The following is a 19,549-nucleotide window of genomic DNA, read 5'->3' as shown; positions in this document are numbered from 1 at the left end:
GTCAGGCTACCGGATTTCTTGATGTCAAGATAGTTGCCCAGTGCGTGACGGAGACCTCGAGACCGACTCCCAGGAGTGGCACACTCAGGGATCGTCCAGGCAGTGCGGGGAGGATCCTCGCGAACGCCCCTCACGGGGCCCGGACCACACCGACGGCGTCCGGCCGCCGGTCCTCACGAGACGGACAGGACCACCATGTCGCTCACCGACGCCCCCGCGTACGACGCCGCGGACGCCACCTTCGACGAGCTCGCCCTCGAGCCCGCCCAGCCCTCGCTCCTCCTGCGCGCGGGCGCCGAGCTCTTCGGCACCTTCGTGCTCGTCCTGCTCGGCGTCGGCGCCGGAATCTATACGAGCCTCGTCGGCGGCAATGCCCTCGCGACCGCGCTCGCCTTCGGCCTCGGCGCGACCGCCGCAATCGCGATCATCGGCAGCGTCTCCGGCGGCCACATCAACCCGGCCGTGACGCTCGGCGCCGCGATCGCCGGTCGCTTCCGCTGGGCCGACGTCCCCGTCTACATGCTCGCCCAGGTCGTCGGCGCGACGATCGCCGGCGCCATCCTCCGTGCGATCCTCCCGCCCACGCTGCCCGCCGCGATCGGCAACGACGCGACCGCGGGCTCGCTGTTCTCCTCCGGCGCGAACGGCTACGGCGCCCACGCCGGCCTCGGCGCAGCCTCGGGCGGCGCTGTCGACATCACCCTCATGACCGCGCTCATCGTCGAGATCGTCCTCACGATGATCCTCGTCGCCGTCGTCCTCAGCGTGACGACCAAGCGCGCCGCAAGCAACCTCACGCCCCTCTGGGTCGGTCTGACGATCACGGTGACGCTGCTCGTCGCGACGCCGTTCACCGGCGGCTCGGTCAACCCCGCCCGCTCGCTCGGCGTCGCGTTCTTCGCCGACCCGTGGGCCCTCAAGCAGGTGTGGGTCTTCGTCGCCGCGCCCCTCGTCGGCGCCGTCCTCGCGGGGCTCGTCGCGCGCATCATCGCGCTCGGAACCGCGCCCGTCGCCCTCGAGGACGAGCCCGAGGTCGTCGAGATCGTCGAGCTATCCGAGGACGGCGAGCTCGTCGCCGCCGCGGACGAGGACGCCCCGGTCGCCGACGCGTCCGACGACGACGCGTCCGGTGAGGCTGCCTCGGACGAGACCGCCTCGACCGACGGTGACGCGGAGCCCGCGCGCTCCTGAACCGATGACGACGGCCCGGCGCCCCGAGACCACTCGGAGCGCCGGGCCGTCGTCATGCGCCGCGACTCGTAGCGCTCCTGCACACTCGAACGGTGCGGGAGCCCTCCGAGTCGTCGGGTGCGTGGGCTCGTCAGTCGACGGGCGCCGTGAGCGCGAGCGCGACGAGCGCGACCGCCGCACCGAGGTAGAACCCCACGTCGAGCCAGCGGCTGCGGACCTCGAGGCCCGCAACAGGCTCGCGCACGACGAGCCGCACGATGCCCGCGAGCGCCGACTGCGCCGCGAGCGCGAGCGCCGCAACCTGCGGCCCCGCCACGACGGCCAGCACGCAGACGACCGCGACGAGTCCGACGTTCACCCAGATCCACACGTTGCGACGAGGCGCGATCGCACGCGCAGCCTGCTCGGCGTCGTCGAAGTGCGCAGGGACGACCGCGTCCTCCGGCAGCTGTGCGTCCTCGGGCAACGGGGCGTCGTCTGACAACGGGGCGTCGTCGGGCACGACCGGGTCGCCAGCGACTGCCGGGTCCTGCCCGGGCTGCGCGCCCTCGCCCATCGGTCCTCCTCGTGACGTCACGACGTCCGAGCCTACCCGCGTCCCACGGTGCAGCTGTGCCGCACGCCACCCCGACGTGCACGTGACCCGCGACTACGGTGGGGTCGTGACCGAGACGCACCTGTTCGAGCCTGCAGCCCCCTTGCCGTCCGACGCGTCGGTGCTCGTCGTCGGCGCAGGTCTCGCGGGGCTCCGGACCGCGGCGCTGCTCCGCGAGCACGGTCACGCGGGCCCGGTGCACCTCGTCGGCGAGGAGCCGCACGCTGCGTACGACCGGCCGCCGCTGTCGAAGCACCTGCTCGACGACGGCTGGCACGTCGACCTCGGCGAGGACCTCGGCATCGACCTCCGAGCGCTCGACGTGGACGCGCTGCTCGGGACCAGGGTCACGCGGATCGACATCGACGGCGAGCAGTTCCGGGCAGCGCTCGTGCCGACGGGCTCCGACGGCACGGACGACGAGCTCGTCGTCGACGCCGTCGTCCTCGCGACCGGGTCACGCGCCCGCACCGTCCCGGGGTGGGAGCACGCGCTCACGCTCCACACGCACGACGACGCCGTCCGGCTGCGCGCGCTGCTCGGCGGGCGCGAGCGGCCGCGGCTCGTGTGCATCGGCGCCGGGTGGATCGGCTCGGAGGTCGCGGGGGTCGCGGCAGCGGCGGGTGCCGACGTCACGGTCGTCGAGGCCGCCCCGTTCCCGCTCGCGTCCGCGCTCGGCTCCGACGGTGCGCTCGTCGCCCCGTGGTTCGCGGCGGCGGGCGTGACGCTGCTGACGGAGACGGCGGTCGCAGCCGTCGAGCCCGACGGCGTCATCCTCACCGACGGACGCAGGTTCGACGCCGACGTCGTGCTCGCGGCCGTCGGTGCACGGCCGGCTCCCCTGCCCGACGGGTCGCTCACTGGCATGCTCGCGACGATGTTTGACGGCGACGTCGTCGTCGACAGCGGCATGCGCCCGCTCGCCGTCGGCGAGGTGCCCGATGGTCTCGACCTCGGGTCGCTCTCGACGGCCGACCCGTACGTGACGGCGACGTCGGGGCCGCTCGCCCGCGTCCGCGTCGTGGGTGATGCCGCCGTCCGGGTCTCGCACCGCGGCCTCGTCCGCAGCGGGCACTGGGACGCTGCGCTCACGACGCCCGACCTCGCGGTCCGCGCGTTGCTCGACCCGACCGCCGTGCTCGCCGACCCCGTGCCGTACGTCTTCTCGACGATGCTCGGGCACGAGGTCGCGATGTTCGGCGAGCGCCCCTCTGGCACCGTTCCCGTCCTGCGCGGCGACCCTGCAGGCGACGAGGGATGGGCGGCGCTGTGGTTCGTCGGCGAAGGTCCGTCGAGCGGGGAGGCGTCGAGCACGGAACCGTCGGGCACGGATCTGCCCGATGCGGAGCTGCCCGACGCGGGCGCTCTGCACGACCCGGACTCGCTGCACGACGCGGGCGCGACGCACGAAGCGAGCGCGACGCACGACGACGGCCTGCGCGCCCTCGCGGGGATCCTCGTCGTCGACCGTCCGCGCGACGTCGCGGCTGCCCGCCGCCTCTTCCGCGCGCCGTCGCTCCCCCGCCTCGACCCGGTCCGCGCTGCGGACCCGACGCTCCCTCTGCGTTGACCATCCCAGCGCCCCTGCGCTGAGCCCCCGGCCCCTGCGCCCCACCTTCGCCAGTGTTCCGATAGCCGATCCGACCACGTCACACGTACGGATCAGCTATCGAGCACCACCCCTTCGGCCACCCACCTGGCCCGGTCCACGATCGCGCTCCTCGATAGGCGATCCGGACAGCTCCCACGTACGGATCGGCTATCGAGCACCTCCCCTTGGGCCCTAGCCCAGCCCCACCCACCCCAGCGCTCCTCGATAGGCGATCCGACCACGTCACACGTACGGATCGGCTATCGAACGATGGTGCTCATGGCTCGATAGCCGATCGGGCCACCTCACACGCACGGATAGGCTATCGAGCCACTTCGGCGCCAGCAGGGAGGGCGCCGCGGCTGCGGCTCCACGGCAACGACTCAACGGCGATGACTCAACGGCAACGCCTCCGCGACGACGACAGCCCTCCCGCGCGCGGTGCGCGGGAGGGCCGTCGTCGATGAGTGGCTCAGTGCGCGAAGTGGCGCGTGCCCGTGAGGTAGAGCGTCACCCCGGCGGCTGCCGCGGCGGCGATGACCTCGTCGTCGCGCACGGACCCGCCCGGCTGGACGACGGCGCGCACGCCGGCGTCGAGCAGGACCTGGAGGCCGTCGGCGAACGGGAAGAACGCGTCCGACGCGGCGACGGACCCGGCCGCACGCTCGCCCGCACGCTCGACCGCGAGGCGGCACGAGTCGACACGGTTGACCTGGCCCATGCCGACGCCGACCGAAGCCCCACCGGTCGCGAGGAGGATCGCGTTCGACTTCACGGCACGCACCGCGCGCCACGCGAACGCGAGGTCCGCGAGCGTCGCGTCGTCGGCGGCCTCGCCGGTCGCGAGCGTCCACGTCGTCGGGTCGTCGCCCGCCGCGTCGAGGCGGTCGACTGCCTGGACGAGCATCCCGCCCGAGATGGGGCGCGTCTCGACGGGCGCGGACGGCGCCGCGTCGACGAGCAGGAGGCGCACGTTCTTCTTGGCGCGAAGGATGTCGAGGGCCTCGGGCTCGAAGCCGGGTGCAACGACGACCTCGGTGAAGACCTCCGCGATCTGGCGCGCGGCCTGCGGCGAGACGACGTCGTTGAGCGCGATGACGCCGCCGAACGCGGACAGCGGGTCGCACGCGTGCGCCTTGGCGTGCGCGTCGGCGATGTCGGTGCCGACCGCGATGCCGCACGGGTTGGCGTGCTTGATGATCGCGACCGTCGGCTGCTCGCCGTGGTCGTGCGCGGCGCGCCACGCGGCGTCGGCGTCGACGTAGTTGTTGTAGCTCATGGCCTTGCCGTGCAGCTGCGTGGCCTGCGCGAGCCCGTCCGTGGAGCCGTCGACGTAGAGCGCGGCGCGCTGGTGCGGGTTCTCGCCGTAGCGCAGGACGTCCGCGCGCGTCCACGTGCCGCCCATCCACGACGGGAAGCCCGTCGAGACCTGCTCGCCGTCGACCTCGACCGCGTCCGTCGGAGAGACGACCGAGCCCATCCACGACGCGACCGCGACGTCGTACGACGCCGTGTGGATGAACGCGGCGGTCGCGAGCGCCTTGCGCTCGGCGTACGTGAAGCCGCCCGCGCCGAGCGCCGCGACGACCGAGCCGTACTGCGCAGGGTCCGTGACGACGGCAACCGACGGGTGGTTCTTCGCGGCCGCACGCACCATCGTGGGGCCGCCGATGTCGATCTGCTCGACGCACTCGTCGGGGCTCGCGCCCGACGCGACGGTCGCCGTGAACGGGTAGAGGTTGACGACGACGAGCTCGAAGGGCACGACGCCCAGCTCGTCGAGCTGCGCGAGGTGGTCTCGCTTGCGGGTGTCCGCGAGGATGCCCGCGTGGACGCGCGGGTGGAGCGTCTTGACGCGGCCCTCGAGGCACTCGGGGAAGCCCGTGAGCTCCTCGACGCCCGTGACGGCGATGCCCGCGGCGGCGATCGTGCCGGCGGTCGAGCCGGTCGAGACGATCTCGACGCCCGCGTCCGCGAGAGCGCGGGCGAGGTCGATGAGACCGGTCTTGTCGTAGACGGAGACGAGGGCGCGGCGCACTGGGCGGCGGGCGTCGTCCGCGAGCGCGGGGGCGGGGGTGTGGGCGGCGGACATGAGGGGCTCCTCGGGGTTCGCGGACGGCGGGTGTGCCGGGACGCCCAGGCGGGCGGCGTACCTCGACGCGAACCTCGGCCGCTCCCCGGTGGTTCACCCCACCTGCGCCAGTCACGACCGGAACCATCCTAGCGGGCCGCACCGATCCGGGGCTGAGACGCCCGTCACGCCTGCGGGGCGCTCCCAGGGTCGGCATCGGCAGCGTCGAGATCAGCAGGGTCGACGCGCAGGCCGACGCCTGCGGCGAGGGTCGCGACGGTGACGTCGTACGCGTGCCCGTCGTCCGCGGCGACGCCCCGCGTGTGGGCGAAGAGCTCGGCGGAGACGGCTCCGACGAGGCCCGCGAAGAGGGTGAGGGAGCGCGCGACGGCGGCGGCGGCCTCGGGCTGCTTGTGGGGGGCGTCGGGGCCGAGGCCCGCGTGGGCGAACGTCATGGGCGTGACGGTGCGGGCGACGGCGTCGGGCGTGAGCTCGGGGCCGGCGGGGTCGAGCGTGCCGTCGGCGAGGCCGGCGTCGAGCACGGCGGCGAGGACGAGCCAGAGCCGGATCGCGGCGCGCACGGTGTCCTGCGGGGCCTCGTACGCGCGGACGGGAGTGCCGTAGACGAGCTCGAACGCGCTGCGGTCGCCCAGCGCCCACATGCGGAAGGCGCGCGCGACCTCGAGCCAGGTGCGCGCGGGGGTGTGCCCGGCGGCGCGCGAGGTCGCGTGGGCGTGCTCGACGGCGTCGCCGACCGCGTCGTAGGCGTCGATGACGAGGAGCGTGAGGAGCGCGTCGCGGGAGGGCACGTAGCGGTAGACGGCGGAGGAGACCATGCCGAGGTCGCGGGCGATGGCGCGGAGCGAGAGCCCGGCGGGGCCGTCGGCGGCGAGGCGCGCGCGGGCTGCGACGAGGAGGTCCGCCATGACGGCGGCCCGGGCGCGCTCGCGTGCGGTGCGGGGCGTGGAGGGCATGCCGCATGGTCTCGCGACTGAGCACCGCTCCGCAACGAGAGCACTGCTCTTGACCGCGCCGCCACAGCTGAGCGAGCATTGCTCACAACAGAGAGCACCGCTCACACTTCGTTCGAGGAGCCCCCATGACCACCACCCTCCACGCCGTCCTCGGCCACGGACCTGTCGGCGCGACCCTCTCCCGCCGCCTCCTCGAGGCAGGGCACGACGTCCGCGTCGTCACCCGCTCCGGAGCCTCGACCGACGGCGCCCCCGACGTCGAACAAGTCCGCGCCGACGCGTCCGACCCGACCGCCCTGCTCGCCGCCATCCGGGGAGCAGGCGTCGTCCACGTCTGCGCCAACCCGCCCTACCACCGCTGGCCGCAGACGTGGCCGACCCTCACGGCGAGCATCCTCGACGCCTCCGCCCGCGCGGGCGCCGACGTCGTCCTCGCCGGCAACCTCTACGCCTACGGCCGCCCCACCGGCCCCATGACCGAGGACCACCCGCTCGTCGCGACCGAGGCCAAGGGCCGCACCCGCGCCGACGTCTGGCGCGCCGCGCTCGCCCGGCACGAGGCCGGCGACCTCCGCGTCACCGAGATCCGCGGGTCCGACTACGTCGGCCCCCTCGCCCGCGCCACCGCGCACGCCGGCGAACGCCTCGTCGCACCCCTCCTCGCCGGCCGCACGCTGCGACCCATCGGCTCCGCCGACGCCCCGCACTCCTGGACCTACCTGCCCGACCTCGCCGACGCGATGATCGCCGCCGCAACGACCGACGCGGCCTGGGGCCACGCCTGGCACGCGCCGAGCCCGGAGCCGCTCACGTTCCGTGAGCTCGCCGCGCGGTTCGCGACCGCGGCCGACGTCCCTCTCCCGACGATCTCCGCCCTGCCCAGCACCGCCGTCCGCGCCGTGGGGCTCGTCGTGCCGATGATGCGCGAGCTCGGGCGCGTCGCCCACCAGCACGACGCCCCGTGGATCCTCGACTCGACCCGCAGCGAGGCCGTGCTCGGGCTCGCGCCAACCCCGTGGGAGACGATCGCCGACGCGACGATCGCCTGGTGGCGCGACGACGTCCGTGCCCGGTGAGCAGCACGGACCTCCTCGCGCGGGCGGCGGACGACGACTACCGTCGACCTATGAGCATCGACCCGCGTTTCGCCGCCGCCCTCGCCGACCAGATCACGCTCGAGCTCGAGTCGTCGATCGCCTACCTCCAGCTCTCGATCGCCCTCGAGGACCACGACCTGCCGGGCATGGCGCGCTGGATGCGCCTGCAGTCCGACGAGGAGCGCGTCCACGCCGCGAAGTTCACCGCGCACGCGACCGACCGCGGTCTCGCGCCGCAGATCGGCGCGATCGCGTCGCCCATCATCGACACGTCGAGCGTCGTCAAGTGCTTCGAGGCGTCCCTCGCCCACGAGAAGAAGGTCTCGGAGTCCATCCGCAACCTCTACCGCCTCGCGCACGAGGTCGGCGAGATCGACGTCGTCCCTCTGCTCCACTGGTTCATCGACGAGCAGGTCGAGGAGGAGGCGAGCGTCGGGGAGATCCTCGGCCGCCTGCGCCTCGTCGGGGACGACGGCTCCGGTCTGCTGCGCATCGACGACCAGCTCGGCTCGCGCCCGGGCACGGACCCGGCCGCCGCGACGGACTGACCCCGGCTCCCCGCTGCAGCGCAGCACGCCGCAGCACCTTCCGAGAACGACTCGTAGGCCCTCAGCACCGTTCGATGGTGCTGAGGGCCTACGAGTCGAAACCCTCTGGCTACTCGTAGCACCGTTGCACACTCCGCCGCGCACACCGCGTGCGCGGGAGCGTGCAGGGACGCTACGAGTCGAGGGGGTCGGGGGTTGCGAGAGCGTCGAACGACGTCGCGAGATCGTCGGGGAGACCGACGACGAGGAGCCCGTCGTCCAGCGGCACCTCCGTCACCGCACTCCGGCGACCGTCCGTCACCGTGACCCGCGCGACCGCTCCCGCACGCAGCACGACATCCCGACGGATCGCCGCGAGCCCCAGCCCAGGACGCATGCGGCCGAGCATCTCGTACCAGCCGCCGAGGTCGTCGAGCAGCTCGACCCACTTCTCGCGCGGCGTGATCGGCTCCTTCGGGAACCGCTTCGGCGTCCACACGCGCGGCGCCACCGGACCCAGTGCACCGGACACCGCCGCCTCGAGCCCGGCGTCGCTCACCACCAGAGGGACGACGACGGTGCGGCCTCCGACGAGCGCGAGGGTCGCGATCGAGCCACGTGCGTGGTCCGGCACCGCCTCACCGACGTCGACGGCCACGACGACGGGCTCGGCCTGACCGCGTTCGAGCGCCGCAAGGCGCAGCAGCAGTTCACCGGGCGCGAGTTGGCTCTCGTCCATCGTGCTCCTTCGGTCGTCGGTCTGCGGCTCACGCTACGCCGGTCGCGGACGGTAGGCGGGTCACCGCCAGGGCGCTGACCTGGCTGAGCTGGGCGGGTGGTCGGTCCCGTCCGGCCACCCCGCCCCGACTCGTAGCATCCCGACACACTCGAACGCTGCCCACGCAGTGTGCACACGCGCTACGAGTCGACTCGCTGGGATGACTCGTAGGGCCCCAGCACCATCGAACGGTGCTGGGGCCCTACGAGTCGGAACGCGTCAGCGGCCGATGCGCGTGCGGCGGCCATCGACGATGAGGCCGCCGCGCGCGATGCGTCCGACGTTCTCGACGAGCATCGCCCGCTCGACGACCTTGATGCGCTCGTGCAGCGTCTCCTCGATGTCGTCGTCGGTGACGTCGACCGCGACCTGCGCGACGATCGGACCCGTGTCGACGCCGGCGTCGACGACGTGCATCGTCGCCCCCGTGACGCGGGCCCCGCCCGCGAGCGCGTCGCGCACGCCGTGCGCGCCCGGGTACGACGGCAGCAGCGCGGGGTGCGTGTTGAGGGTGCGCCCGCCGAAGCGGGCGAGGAACGCCTCGCCGACGATCTTCATGAAGCCCGCCGAGACGACCCAGTCGGGGCTGAACACCGCGACGGCCTTCGTGAGGGCCGCGTCCCACTCCGCGCGCGTGCCGAAGTCGCCGACGCGCACGACGGCCGTCGGCACGCCCGCGTCCCGCGCGTGGTCGAGCCCGCCGATGCCCGGACGGTCCGCGACGACTCCGACGACGCGCGCCCCGTAGGCGGGGTCGTCGTGCGCGTCGAGCAGCGCGCGCAGGTTCGAGCCGGTCCCCGAGACGAGGACGACGAGGCGGACGACGTCGGTCCGTCCGGCGGCGGAGGGGTGGGGCGCGATGCTGGAGTCGTTCACGGCACCACGGTAGCGGCGCGGTCACGCTCGCCGCGCGGCGGTCCGTGCCCGGAGGGCTCAGCCCGCGGAGGGCGCGCTCGCGCTCGTCGTGGAGCTCGGCGCGGACGACGTCGTGCGGCCCGTGACGACGGTGCGCGTCGTCGGGGTCGTGAGCGTCGTGCGCGCGGTCCGGGCGCTCGCGCCGGTGCCGGCGGTCTGCGTCGTCGCGGAGGTGCCCGTCGTCGCGGTCGTACCCGCAGTGCGCGAGGACGCCGTGGTCCTGGAGGTCCCGGCGGTGCGCGAGGTCGCGCTCGAGCGCGGGGTCCCGGTCGTGCGCGCGGTCCCGGTCGTGCGCGCGGTCGACGACGACGCTCCCGTCGCCGACGACGAGCCCGTGCGGGCGCGGTCCGAGCCGTCGCCCGTCGTCCCCGTCGCAGCACCGTCGGCGGTATCCCCGCCCGCCACAGCAGCGCCGTCCCGCCGCACCGCGGCGCGGGCGCTGCCTGCGAGCCTGCGGAACCACGCGAGCGTCGCCGGGTGCAGCAGGACCGCCGTGAGCGCCGCGCCGACGAGCACCTCCCCCGCGACGACGAGGCCGACGACGACGGCGTCGGCGCCGACCTGCTGCATGCGGCCCGGGCCGACGCCGCCCGAGGCGAGCGACACGAGGACGCCCACCAGGACGCCGGAGGTCACGGCGACGGCGAGCAGCGAGCCGAGCAGCGTCGTCCAGCGGCGGTCCGGCACGCGCCGGTGCACGAACACCCCGGCGACGACGCCGACGAGCACGAGGACCGCCGGGACGACGACCCACGCGGCAGCGGGCTGCCCCGTCGGGATCGTGCCGACGAGCGGGACGACGGGCATGGGGCCGACGACCGCCGTCGTCGGTGAGAAGAGCGTGCCGGTGCCGAACGAGAAGCCGACGCCTGTGACCCAGGCGAGCGCCCACACGACGAGGTCGGCGGCGAACATCGCCTGCGCACCCGCGAGGACGACCGCGTCGAAGCCCGTGACGCCGAGCTGCTCGACGATGTCGAGCATGGGCCCACGCCCCGCGAAGATCCACACGACGAGCAGCACCGTCGCCGCCACGATGCCGAGCGCCGCCGCGACGAGCCCCGCGCGCATGCCGAGCCGCAGCCAGGCGGGCAGCCGCGACGTGAGCGGCTCGAGCGCGCCCGCGAGCCGCGGCCCGTCGGGATGCGTGACGTAGCCGGCGCCGAGGCCGAGCGCCGCGAGGACAGCGCCGCCGATCCCCGCCATGACGAGCTGCGGGCCGCCTGCGAGCCCCGCAGCGAGCACCAGGAGCACGGACGCGACCGCATAGGTCGCGATGCCAGCGCCGTAGGCCGCGCCGACGGGCCGCATGGTGCGGCGCGCGGACGCGTGGAGGACGAAGGCGCACAGGAGCGAGAGCCCGAGGGGCACCATCGAGATCATCGTGCCGCCGACCGCGACGGGCACGCCGTGCGCGAGCAGCCACAGCGCGAGCCCGACCTGCACGGACGCGTACCAGCTGACGTCGGCGTTCGACGGGTCGCCCGACGACAGCACGAAGACGACGAGCGCGGGCAGCGTGACGAGCAGGACAGTGAGGACGCACGCCTGCACGGCCGCGAGGACCCCCGACAGCCAGGGGGTGTGCTCGGTGCGGTGCGGTGCGGGCCCGCCGTCGATGACGCGGCCGCGGCGGCGTCCGAGGACGGCGAGCGCTCCTGTCGGTGCGCTCATCGTCCCATCGTCGCCCACTGCGGGGCCGCAGGCCGCGGGCGACACGCTCCGGCGACGTCACAGCGGCGTCGCGACGTCACAGCAACGCCCGCGCGCGGCCACGCGCGACCTTCCTGCCGCACGTACCGGCCGCCAGCGCCCGGCCCGCGCCCCGCTCAGCCGCGCGCGAGGAGCGCCGCGTACGCGCCGTCGGAGGCGACGAGCTCGTCGTGCGTCCCGGACTCGAGGACGCGACCCGCGTCGAGCACGACGATCCGGTCCGCGTGGCGCACGGTCTCGAGCCGGTGCGCGATCTGCACGACGGTGCGCCCGGCTGCGAGCTCGGCGAGCGCCGCCGTGATCCCGGCCTGGGTCGTCGCGTCGAGCTGGCTCGTCGCCTCGTCGAGCACGAGGACGGGCGCGTCCTGGAGGAACGCGCGCGCGATCGCGACGCGCTGCCGCTGCCCGCCCGACAGTCGCGTGCCGTGCTCGCCGACCCGCGTGTCGAGACCCTGCGGGAGGCCCTCGACGACGTCCGTGAGGCGGGCGCGCGCGAGGGCGTCGGCCAGCTCCGCGTCGGTCGCTGCGGGCCGGGCGAGCAGGAGGTTCTCGCGCAGGGTCGCGTGGAAGAGGTAGGGCCGCTGCGGCACGAGCGCGACCTGCGCACGCAGGTCGGCGAGCGTGAGGTCCCGCACGTCGGTGCCGTCGAGCGCCACGCGACCCACGTCGGGGTCGAAGGCGCGCAGGAGCATCTGGACGACGGTCGACTTGCCTGCGCCGGAGGCTCCGACGAGCGCCGTCGTCGACCCCGCGGCGAGGTCGAGGTCGATGCCGTCGAGCGCGGGCGTGAGCGCCCGGGCGTCGTCGGGAGCGGGGTAGGCGAAACGCACCCCCTCGAAGCGCACGGCGCGGCCGCCCGTTGCCGGGGCGAGGGCGACCGGGTCCGCGGGATCGGCGGTCGCGGGCGGTGCGTCCGTGATCTCGAAGAGGCGGCGCGCAGACGCGAAGGCCTGGTCGAGATCGGCGACGAACTCCTCGACGCCCGTGAGCGCAGGGAAGAGCCCGAGAACGAGGGCGATGGCCGTGACGAGCTCCGGCCAGCCGAGCGAGCCTGCGGCGACGAGACCGGCGCCGACCCATGCGAGCACAAGGACCGTGACGGGCACGAGGGCCGTCCCGGCGGCGCGCCGCACGGAGACCGCGTCGCCCGCACCGCGCAGCGCCCGGCCCGACTCCTCGCCGAGGCCGTCGAGCTCGGCGAGCCGCCGCTCGGTCGCGTCGAACGCGAGGATCTCGCGCACGCCCTGGACGTCGTCGGTGACATGCTGCGCGAGGCGGCCGCGCGCGACGCGCAGGTCGCGCGCGAGACCGTCGGTGCGACGCGCGCGCCACCTCGGCACGGCGAGTCCCGAGACCGCGAACGCGACAGCCGTGACGACCCCGAGCGCGGGATGCGTCCACGCGCCGACGACGAACGGGCCGGCAACGCCGACGATGACCGCGGAGGTCGCGGGCACGAGCGTGTGCGCGAAGAACACCTCGACACGGTCGACGTCTCGCGTCACGCGTGCGACGAGGTCGCCCGTGCGGCGGCCGTCCGTCGCGGCGGGCGCCTGCGGCTCGAGCGTGCGGAAGAAGTGGACGCGGAGGATCGCGAGCGAGCGGAACGCGACGAGATGGCCGAGGTACTGCTCGAGGTAGCGCGCCGCCCCCTTGCCGAGCGCGACGAGCGCGAGCGTCCCGAGGACCGCCCACGCGCCCGGGGCCCGGCCTGCGGCGGAGTCAGCGACCGCGCGCGCGGCGACGACGAGGAGGGCCGCGCCGGTCGCGAGCCCGAGCAACCTCATGACGAGGGAGCCGAGCAGCGGCGGCAGGACCGACCGGGTGAGCGCGAGCAGCCTGCGGGTGTCGGCGCGCCTCATGCCCGCCCCTCCTCGGTCGGTGCGGGGGTGGCGCCTGCGGCGTCGACCCGGACGGCGTCGTCGATCTGTCCGGCTGCGAGCCGGACCACGCGGTCGCCCGGTCGGACGGCGCTCGGACGGTGGGTGATCGTAAGGACCGTGCGGCCCACGCTCGCGGCGGCGAGAGCTGCCGTGACCTCGGCCTCGGACGCGAGGTCGATCTGCGCGGTCGGCTCGTCGAGGACGAGCATCGGTGCGTCGCGCAGGACTGCGCGCGCGATCGCGAGGCGCTGCGCCTGACCGCCCGAGAGGCTGAGGCCGCGCTCGCCGACGGGCGTCGCGAGGCCGCGCGGCATCGCGCGGACGTCGCCCGCGAGGTGCGCGACCTCGAGCGCCGCCCACAGGACGTCGTCGGTCGCGTCCGGAGCCGCGAGACGGAGGTTCTCGGCGAGCGTGCCCGTGAAGAGGTACGTGCTCTGGGAGACGGTCGCGACGAGCCGACGCACCTCGGCACGCGGCAGGTCCGAGGTCGCGACCCCACCGAGCCGGACCTCGCCCGCAGCGGGCAGCCACGTCCCGGCGAGGAGGTCGGCGATCGTCGACTTGCCCTCGCCCGAGCGTCCGACGAGCGCGACGCGCTCGCCCGGCGCGACCGTGAGGCGCGCGCCGTCGAGCACGGGCGTGCCGTCCGGGTACGCGAAGGTCACGGCGTCGAGCTCGACGGCGATGCCGGCCTCCTCGACGTCCGCCGTGCGGCCCGCGTCGGAGGGGTCGGCGACGAGCGGCTCGCGCGCGCAGAACGCGGCGATCTCCTTGCCCGCGGCACGGCCGGCCATGCCGATGTAGAAGAACTGGCCGATCCGGTCGAGCGGATCGAGCAGGAGCGTCGCGAGCAGCACGAGCGCGAAGCCCTCACCCGGCGTGAGCGCGCCGTCGCGGACGCCGAGGGTCGCGAGCCACGCGGCGAGGCCGACGAAGCCCATCCAGAAGACCGTGTCGGCGACGAGGATGATGAGCTGGTTGCCGAGGAGCATGCGCATGACCGCGCGGCGCACCCGCTCGGCGGCCGCGGCGAGCTCGAGCGCCCGGCGTTCGCCCGCCCCGAGGAGGCGCAGGGTCGTGAGGCCCTGGATCGAGTCGAGGAAGCTCGCGGCGAGGCGTCGCGAGGCCTTCCGGTAGTCGGTCGACGACCGCTGGAAGAGCCGCTGGAACCCGCCGACGACGACGGGGGCGAGCGGGACCGCGGGGAGCAGGAGGAGCGCGGTGCGGACGTCGAGCATGACCGCGACGACGACGAGCACGATGAGCGGGCTCGTGACGCTCGCGATCGCGGGGGCGACGAACGTGCCACGGTTGATGCCGACGCGCTCGCCCGCGTCGGTCGCGGTCGAGACGATGCGTCCCGTGCGCTCACCGACGAGCGCGGCCGGGCCGAGATCGGTGACGGTGCGCACGACCGCGCGCCGCGCCTCGGACTCGATGTCGGCCTGGCGGTGGGCGCCCTCGCGGACGACCCAGCCCTGCGCGATCCCGGCGACGACGGCGAGGGCGAGCCCGAGCACGAGGGGCTCCGCGCCGGGCGTGCGTCCCTCGAGGGCGTCGTCGAGGAGGGTTCCGACGACGAGGAAGACGCCGGCTGTTGCGAGAGTCGCCGCCCAGGCGACGGCGATGGTCCGCGCAGAGCGGCTGCGTGAGGTCACGACACGATGTCCTGTCAGTGCGTCAGATCGAAGGTGAGGTAAGCCTAAGCATGCTGGCCCGTCGCCGAGGGGACCTAGGTCCCGACGACGGCGCCCGCCCGGTCGGGAGACCGGGCGGGCGCCGTCGTCGTGCGTGTGCGGCGGCGTCAGGCGGAGAGGATCTCGCGCATGATCGCGGCCGTCTCCGACGGGGTCTTGCCAACGCGGACGCCGGCGGCCTCGAGGGCCTCCTTCTTCGCCTGCGCGGTGCCGGACGAGCCGGACACGATCGCGCCGGCGTGGCCCATCGTCTTGCCCTCGGGGGCCGTGAAGCCCGCGACGTAGCCGACGACCGGCTTCGTGACGTGCTCCTGGATGTAGGCAGCGGCCCGCTCCTCGGCGTCGCCGCCGATCTCGCCGATCATGACGATCGCGGCGGTCTCGGGGTCGTTCTCGAACGCCTCGAGCGCGTCGATGTGCGTCGTGCCGATGATCGGGTCGCCGCCGATGCCGATGGCGGTCGAGAAGCCGAAGTCACGCAGCTCGAACATCATCTGGTACGTGAGCGTGCCCGACTTCGAGACGAGGCCGATCTTGCCGGGGCCCGTGATGTCGGCGGGGATGATGCCGACGTTGGACTTCCCGGGGCTGATGAGGCCGGGGCAGTTGGGGCCGATGAGGCGGACGCCCTTGGCCTGCGCGTGCGCGAAGAACTCGGCGGTGTCCGCGACCGGGACGCCCTCCGTGATGATGACGGACAGGGGCATGCCCGCGTCGATCGCCTCCGTGACGGCGCCCTTGGTGTGCGCCGGCGGGACGAAGATGACGGAGACGTCGGCGCCCGTGGCCGCCATGGCCTCCGCGACGGTCCCGAAGACGGGGACCTCGACGGTGCCCTCACCCTGCGGGAAGGTGACGGTGGTGCCGGCCTTGCGCGGGTTGACGCCGCCGACGATGTTGGTGCCCGACGCGAGCATGCGCGTCGTGTGCTTCTGGCCCTCGGAGCCGGTCATGCCCTGGACGATGACCTTGGACGCCTCGGTGATGAAGATCGCCATGATTCGTGGATTCTCCTGTGTCGGTGAGGCGGGTCAGGCGTTGGCCAGCTCGGCGGCCTTGTCGGCCGCGCCGTCCATCGTGTCGGCGAGCGTGACGAGGGGGTGCGCGGCCTCGGTGAGGATGCGGCGGCCCTCGACGACGTTGTTGCCGTCGAGACGCACGACGAGCGGCTTGGTCGCCGCGTCGCCGAGGATCTCGAGGGCCGCGACGATGCCGTTGGCGACCGCGTCGCACGCGGTGATGCCGCCGAAGACGTTGACGAAGACGGACTTCACCTGGGCGTCGCCGAGGATGACGTCGAGCCCCGCGGCCATGACCTCGGCCGACGCGCCGCCGCCGATGTCGAGGAAGTTGGCGGGCTTGACGCCGCCGTGGTTCTCGCCCGCGTAGGCGACGACGTCGAGGGTGCTCATGACGAGGCCCGCGCCGTTGCCGATGATGCCGACGGAGCCGTCGAGCTTGACGTAGTTGAGGCCCGCAGCCTTGGCCTTCGCCTCGAGCGGGTCGGCCGCCGCGGCGTCCTCGAGCTCGGCGTGGTCGGCGTGACGGAACTCGGCGTTCTCGTCGATCGTCACCTTGCCGTCGAGCGCGACGATGTCGCCACCCTCGGTGAGGACGAGCGGGTTGACCTCGACGAGCGTCGCGTCCTCACCCTTGTAGACGTCCCAGAGCTTGACGAGGACGGGGGCGACCTTCGCGCCGGTCTCGGCCTCGAAGCCCGCGGCCGCGACGATCTCGGCGGCCTTGGCCGCGTCGATGCCGACGCGCGGGTCGACGGCAACCTTGGCGAGCGCCTCGGGGCGCTCGACGGCGAGCTGCTCGATCTCCATGCCGCCCTCGACGGAGCACATGGCGAGGTACGTGCGGTTGGCGCGGTCGAGCAGCAGGGAGAAGTAGAACTCCTGCGCGATCGCGGCGCCCTCGGCGATCATGACCGTCTTGACGACGTGGCCCTTGATGTCGAGGCCGAGGATCTCCTCGGCGCGCTCGAAGGCCTCGTCGGCCGAGCGGGCGAGCTTGACGCCACCCGCCTTGCCGCGGCCACCGGTCTTCACCTGGGCCTTGACGACGACGACGGGGGAACCACCGCGTCCGAGCAGCTCTGCGGCGCCGTTGCGGGCCTCGTCGGGAGTGGTGGCGACCACGCCACCCAGCACGGGCACGCCGTGCTTCTCGAAGATGTCGCGCGCCTGGTATTCGAACAGGTCCACCCTGCTTCGTCCTTCCATCGACCGGCATGAGTGTCTCGACGTCGAGACATCGTCTCCACCCTAGTCCGCTACGGCCCGGCGTGGGACCTCGGTCCCGTGTCACCCACCTCACACCGGGCGCTGCCGCCCACCCCTGCGGCCCGCGCCGCCGGTGCGCGTCAGGGTGCCGCCGGGACGCCCGCCTGCGCGAGCGTCTTCGCGAGGAGCTCCGCGAACGCCGTCATGCCCTTCATGCTCGCGTGGGTGCGGTCCGCGCCGAGCAGGCCCGGGGTCCGACCGACGACGGCGTGCCAGTCGGCGACGTACGTGCCGGGACGCTCGGCGGCGATCGCGCGCAACGCGTCGTTCGACTCCCCGACCCACCGGCTCACGCCGACGATCGTCACGAGGACGACCTTGCGGTCCGGCCCGAGGGCCGCGAGCGTGTCGCGCAGCGCCTGCTTGTGCGCGTCGTCGTGCAGGCCCGCGTTCGTGCCGAACACGAGGACGACGTTGTCCCGCAGCGTGCCGGCCTCTGACTGGGCGCGTACGGGGCCGACCGCGTCCGGCCACTGGCGGATCGGCTTCGCGTCGATCGCGACGCCCGGAACCTGGACGAGGACGCCCGGGACGACGCCCGAGAGCACCGAGTCGCCGAACGCCGAGACGACGCGGCCGTCGACCGGCCCCTTCGTCGCGGGTCTCGCCGGGGGCTTGTCGGTGGGCTGCGTCGAGGGCTTCCCGGCGGGTTCCGTCGTCGGCTTGTCGGTCGGCTCGTCGGTCGGCCTGCCCGACGGCTTGTCCGTCGGCGTTCCCGCCGGGGTCTGCGACGGCGGCGCGGTCGGCGCCGGCCCCTGCGCCTTGAGCCCCTCCTCGATCATGCGCTGCGCCGACGACATCGTCGGCGCCGTGACGAGCACGACGACGAGCGCGGCCGCCCACACGACGGGCACGCCGAGCGCCGTCCGTGCGAGCGCCGGCCGCGCGACGACGAGACGCTCCCGCGCCGCATGCCATGCCCCGCGGTACCCGAGCCGCCGCACCGGCGTCTCGACGTACCTGTATGAGAGCTCCGTGAGCACGACCGTCACCGCGAGCGTGAGGACCGCCGCGACGTGCCAGAGCGTCGTGCCGGGCGCCGCGCCGAGCGCAGCAGTGACGACGAGCAGCACGGGCCAGTGCCACAGGTACAGGCCGTAGGAGCGTTCGCCGACGACCCGCAGCGGCGTCGCGTCGAGCGCGCGCGTCCAGCGCCCGGGGCGCGTCGCCCCGAGGACGACGACGAGCGCGAGCGCCGAGACGAGCGCGATGCCGCCCCGGTACGTCCACGGCGAGTCGTCACGCAGCAGCACCATCGCCGCGACGACGCCCGCGAGCGCGACCGGCGGCGCCCACGGCGCGACGATCGGCCGGTCGTGCGCGGCGCGCCACGCGAGCGCGCCCGTGACGCCCAGCAGGACGCCGACGAGGTGGGTGTCCGTGCCGTAGTAGACGCGCGTCGGGTCGGCAGCGTCGACGAGCACGGCCATCGCGACGGCCGATGCGATCGCCCCCGCGCCGACGAGCACGGCCCTGCCCCGCCACGTCGGGACGACGACGAGCAGCACGACGAGGAGGATCGGCCACAGGACGTAGAACTGCTCCTCGATCGCGAGCGACCACAGGGGCTGCAGCAGGACGGGCGCGGTGCGGTCGAAGTAGCTGCCGCCGCTCGCGATCTCGAGCCAGTTCGTCGAGAACGTCGCGGCACCGAGCACCTGACGACGGATGCCGACGAGCAGGTCGCGCTCGACGAGTGCGGCCGCGACGGCGCTCGTCGCGACGACGAGGACGAGCGCGGGCAGGAGGCGCCGTGCGCGGCGCAGCCAGAAGCGCGGCAGGTCGATCTTGCGGTTGCGCTGCGCCTCGCGCAGCAGGAGCGTCGTGATGAGGAAGCCCGAGACGACGAAGAACACGTCGACGCCGAGGAACCCTCCCGGCAGCGCCACGGGCCACAGGTGGTAGACGAGGACGGCGACGACCGCGACCGCGCGCAGGCCGTCGAGCCCGCCGAGGTGCTGGCTGCCGGTGTGCGGGGCACCCTGCCCGTCGTGGGGCGTGGGCGCACGTCGCACGGTCCCCGGCTCGGCTCCGGGAGGCGGCGGGACCGGCCCTGGGCGTGCGGGACGCGGGTCGGTGTCGCGCAGGCCGTCGGTGCGCACGGTGCCTCCCTCCCGGGGCGCCGCCTGGCGCTCCCTGCTCCGATCCTCCCCCGCTCCGGGCGACGACACACGGTGCGGCACGCGGGTGCTCACCTGGCGCACACGCGGCCTTCACCCCGGTGACTCA

The 19,549-nt window shown here is 74.2% G+C and carries 15 protein-coding genes and 1 riboswitch; of the genes, 4 read left to right on the top strand and 11 right to left on the bottom strand.

The genetic code is table 11. The features are described 5' to 3' along the window. Positions 1–195 precede the first annotated feature (195 nt). On the top strand, positions 196–1,191 hold the full coding sequence (locus tag G7063_RS03675) for an aquaporin (RefSeq protein ID WP_166413183.1): 996 nt from the start codon (positions 196–198) through the stop codon (positions 1,189–1,191). Between the two features lie 130 nt (positions 1,192–1,321). Here the strand turns inward: G7063_RS03675 and G7063_RS03670 are convergent, their stop codons facing one another. Next, positions 1,322–1,747 (bottom strand): DUF3017 domain-containing protein, encoded by a 426-nt coding sequence (locus tag G7063_RS03670; RefSeq protein ID WP_166413182.1) that lies wholly within the window; start codon positions 1,745–1,747, stop codon positions 1,322–1,324. Positions 1,748–1,853: 106 nt separating this feature from the next. On the opposite strand from G7063_RS03670, the gene G7063_RS03665 reads away from it, so the two are divergent. After that, positions 1,854–3,356, top strand: coding sequence for an FAD-dependent oxidoreductase (locus tag G7063_RS03665; RefSeq protein WP_166413181.1), 1,503 nt, complete (start codon positions 1,854–1,856; stop codon positions 3,354–3,356). Positions 3,357–3,849: 493 nt separating this feature from the next. On the opposite strand, the gene purH is transcribed toward G7063_RS03665, so the two are convergent. After that, entirely contained in the window at positions 3,850–5,469 is a 1,620-nt protein-coding gene (purH, locus tag G7063_RS03660) for a bifunctional phosphoribosylaminoimidazolecarboxamide formyltransferase/IMP cyclohydrolase (protein ID WP_166413180.1), read from the bottom strand. Positions 5,470–5,504: 35 nt separating this feature from the next. Then, positions 5,505–5,594: riboswitch (ZMP/ZTP riboswitch) on the bottom strand. A gap of 39 nt (positions 5,595–5,633) precedes the next feature. Next, entirely contained in the window at positions 5,634–6,422 is a 789-nt protein-coding gene (locus tag G7063_RS03655; protein WP_166413179.1) for a TetR/AcrR family transcriptional regulator, read from the bottom strand. Between the two features lie 125 nt (positions 6,423–6,547). On the opposite strand from G7063_RS03655, the gene G7063_RS03650 reads away from it, so the two are divergent. Further along, the gene (locus tag G7063_RS03650) at positions 6,548–7,498 is read left to right on the top strand and encodes an NAD-dependent epimerase/dehydratase family protein (RefSeq protein ID WP_166413178.1); all 951 of its coding nucleotides are present in this window, start codon (positions 6,548–6,550) and stop codon (positions 7,496–7,498) included. A 50-nt stretch (positions 7,499–7,548) separates the two neighbouring features. Then, positions 7,549–8,067: a ferritin gene (locus G7063_RS03645; RefSeq protein WP_166413177.1), complete on the top strand. Its 519-nt coding sequence runs from the start codon at positions 7,549–7,551 to the stop codon at positions 8,065–8,067. A gap of 172 nt (positions 8,068–8,239) precedes the next feature. Here the strand turns inward: G7063_RS03645 and G7063_RS03640 are convergent, their stop codons facing one another. The 8 genes from G7063_RS03640 to G7063_RS03605 all read right to left on the bottom strand — a co-directional run bounded on the left by G7063_RS03640 (position 8,240) and on the right by G7063_RS03605 (position 19,422). Further along, positions 8,240–8,785, bottom strand: coding sequence for a hypothetical protein (locus G7063_RS03640; protein ID WP_166413176.1), 546 nt, complete (start codon positions 8,783–8,785; stop codon positions 8,240–8,242). Between the two features lie 258 nt (positions 8,786–9,043). Beyond that, complete coding sequence (gene purN, locus G7063_RS03635) at positions 9,044–9,700, bottom strand: phosphoribosylglycinamide formyltransferase (protein ID WP_166413175.1); 657 nt, start codon at positions 9,698–9,700, stop codon at positions 9,044–9,046. A 57-nt stretch (positions 9,701–9,757) separates the two neighbouring features. Beyond that, positions 9,758–11,413 carry a DUF6350 family protein gene (locus tag G7063_RS03630; RefSeq protein ID WP_166413174.1) on the bottom strand — a complete coding sequence of 552 codons (1,656 nt, stop codon included), beginning with the start codon at positions 11,411–11,413 and terminating at the stop codon, positions 9,758–9,760. Between the two features lie 155 nt (positions 11,414–11,568). After that, complete coding sequence (gene cydC, locus G7063_RS03625) at positions 11,569–13,314, bottom strand: thiol reductant ABC exporter subunit CydC (RefSeq protein ID WP_166413173.1); 1,746 nt, start codon at positions 13,312–13,314, stop codon at positions 11,569–11,571. Beyond that, positions 13,311–14,993: an ABC transporter ATP-binding protein gene (locus G7063_RS03620; RefSeq protein ID WP_206188202.1), complete on the bottom strand. Its 1,683-nt coding sequence runs from the start codon at positions 14,991–14,993 to the stop codon at positions 13,311–13,313. Before G7063_RS03620 ends, cydC begins: the two co-directional genes overlap by 4 nt. 146 nt (positions 14,994–15,139) lie before the next feature. After that, positions 15,140–16,030, bottom strand: coding sequence for a succinate--CoA ligase subunit alpha (gene sucD, locus G7063_RS03615; protein ID WP_166413172.1), 891 nt, complete (start codon positions 16,028–16,030; stop codon positions 15,140–15,142). A 33-nt stretch (positions 16,031–16,063) separates the two neighbouring features. After that, the gene (sucC, locus tag G7063_RS03610; RefSeq protein ID WP_166413171.1) at positions 16,064–17,242 is read right to left on the bottom strand and encodes an ADP-forming succinate--CoA ligase subunit beta; all 1,179 of its coding nucleotides are present in this window, start codon (positions 17,240–17,242) and stop codon (positions 16,064–16,066) included. A 158-nt stretch (positions 17,243–17,400) separates the two neighbouring features. Continuing rightward, positions 17,401–19,422, bottom strand: a complete 2,022-nt coding sequence (locus G7063_RS03605) for an acyltransferase family protein (protein WP_166413170.1) — start codon at positions 19,420–19,422, stop codon at positions 17,401–17,403. Positions 19,423–19,549 lie beyond the last annotated feature (127 nt).

The organism is Sanguibacter sp. HDW7, assembly GCF_011300875.1.
Taxonomy (GTDB): Bacteria; Actinomycetota; Actinomycetes; order Actinomycetales; family Cellulomonadaceae; genus Flavimobilis.
Note: the sequence above shows the minus strand (reverse complement) of the source record. Positions and strands in the feature narration are given on the sequence as shown.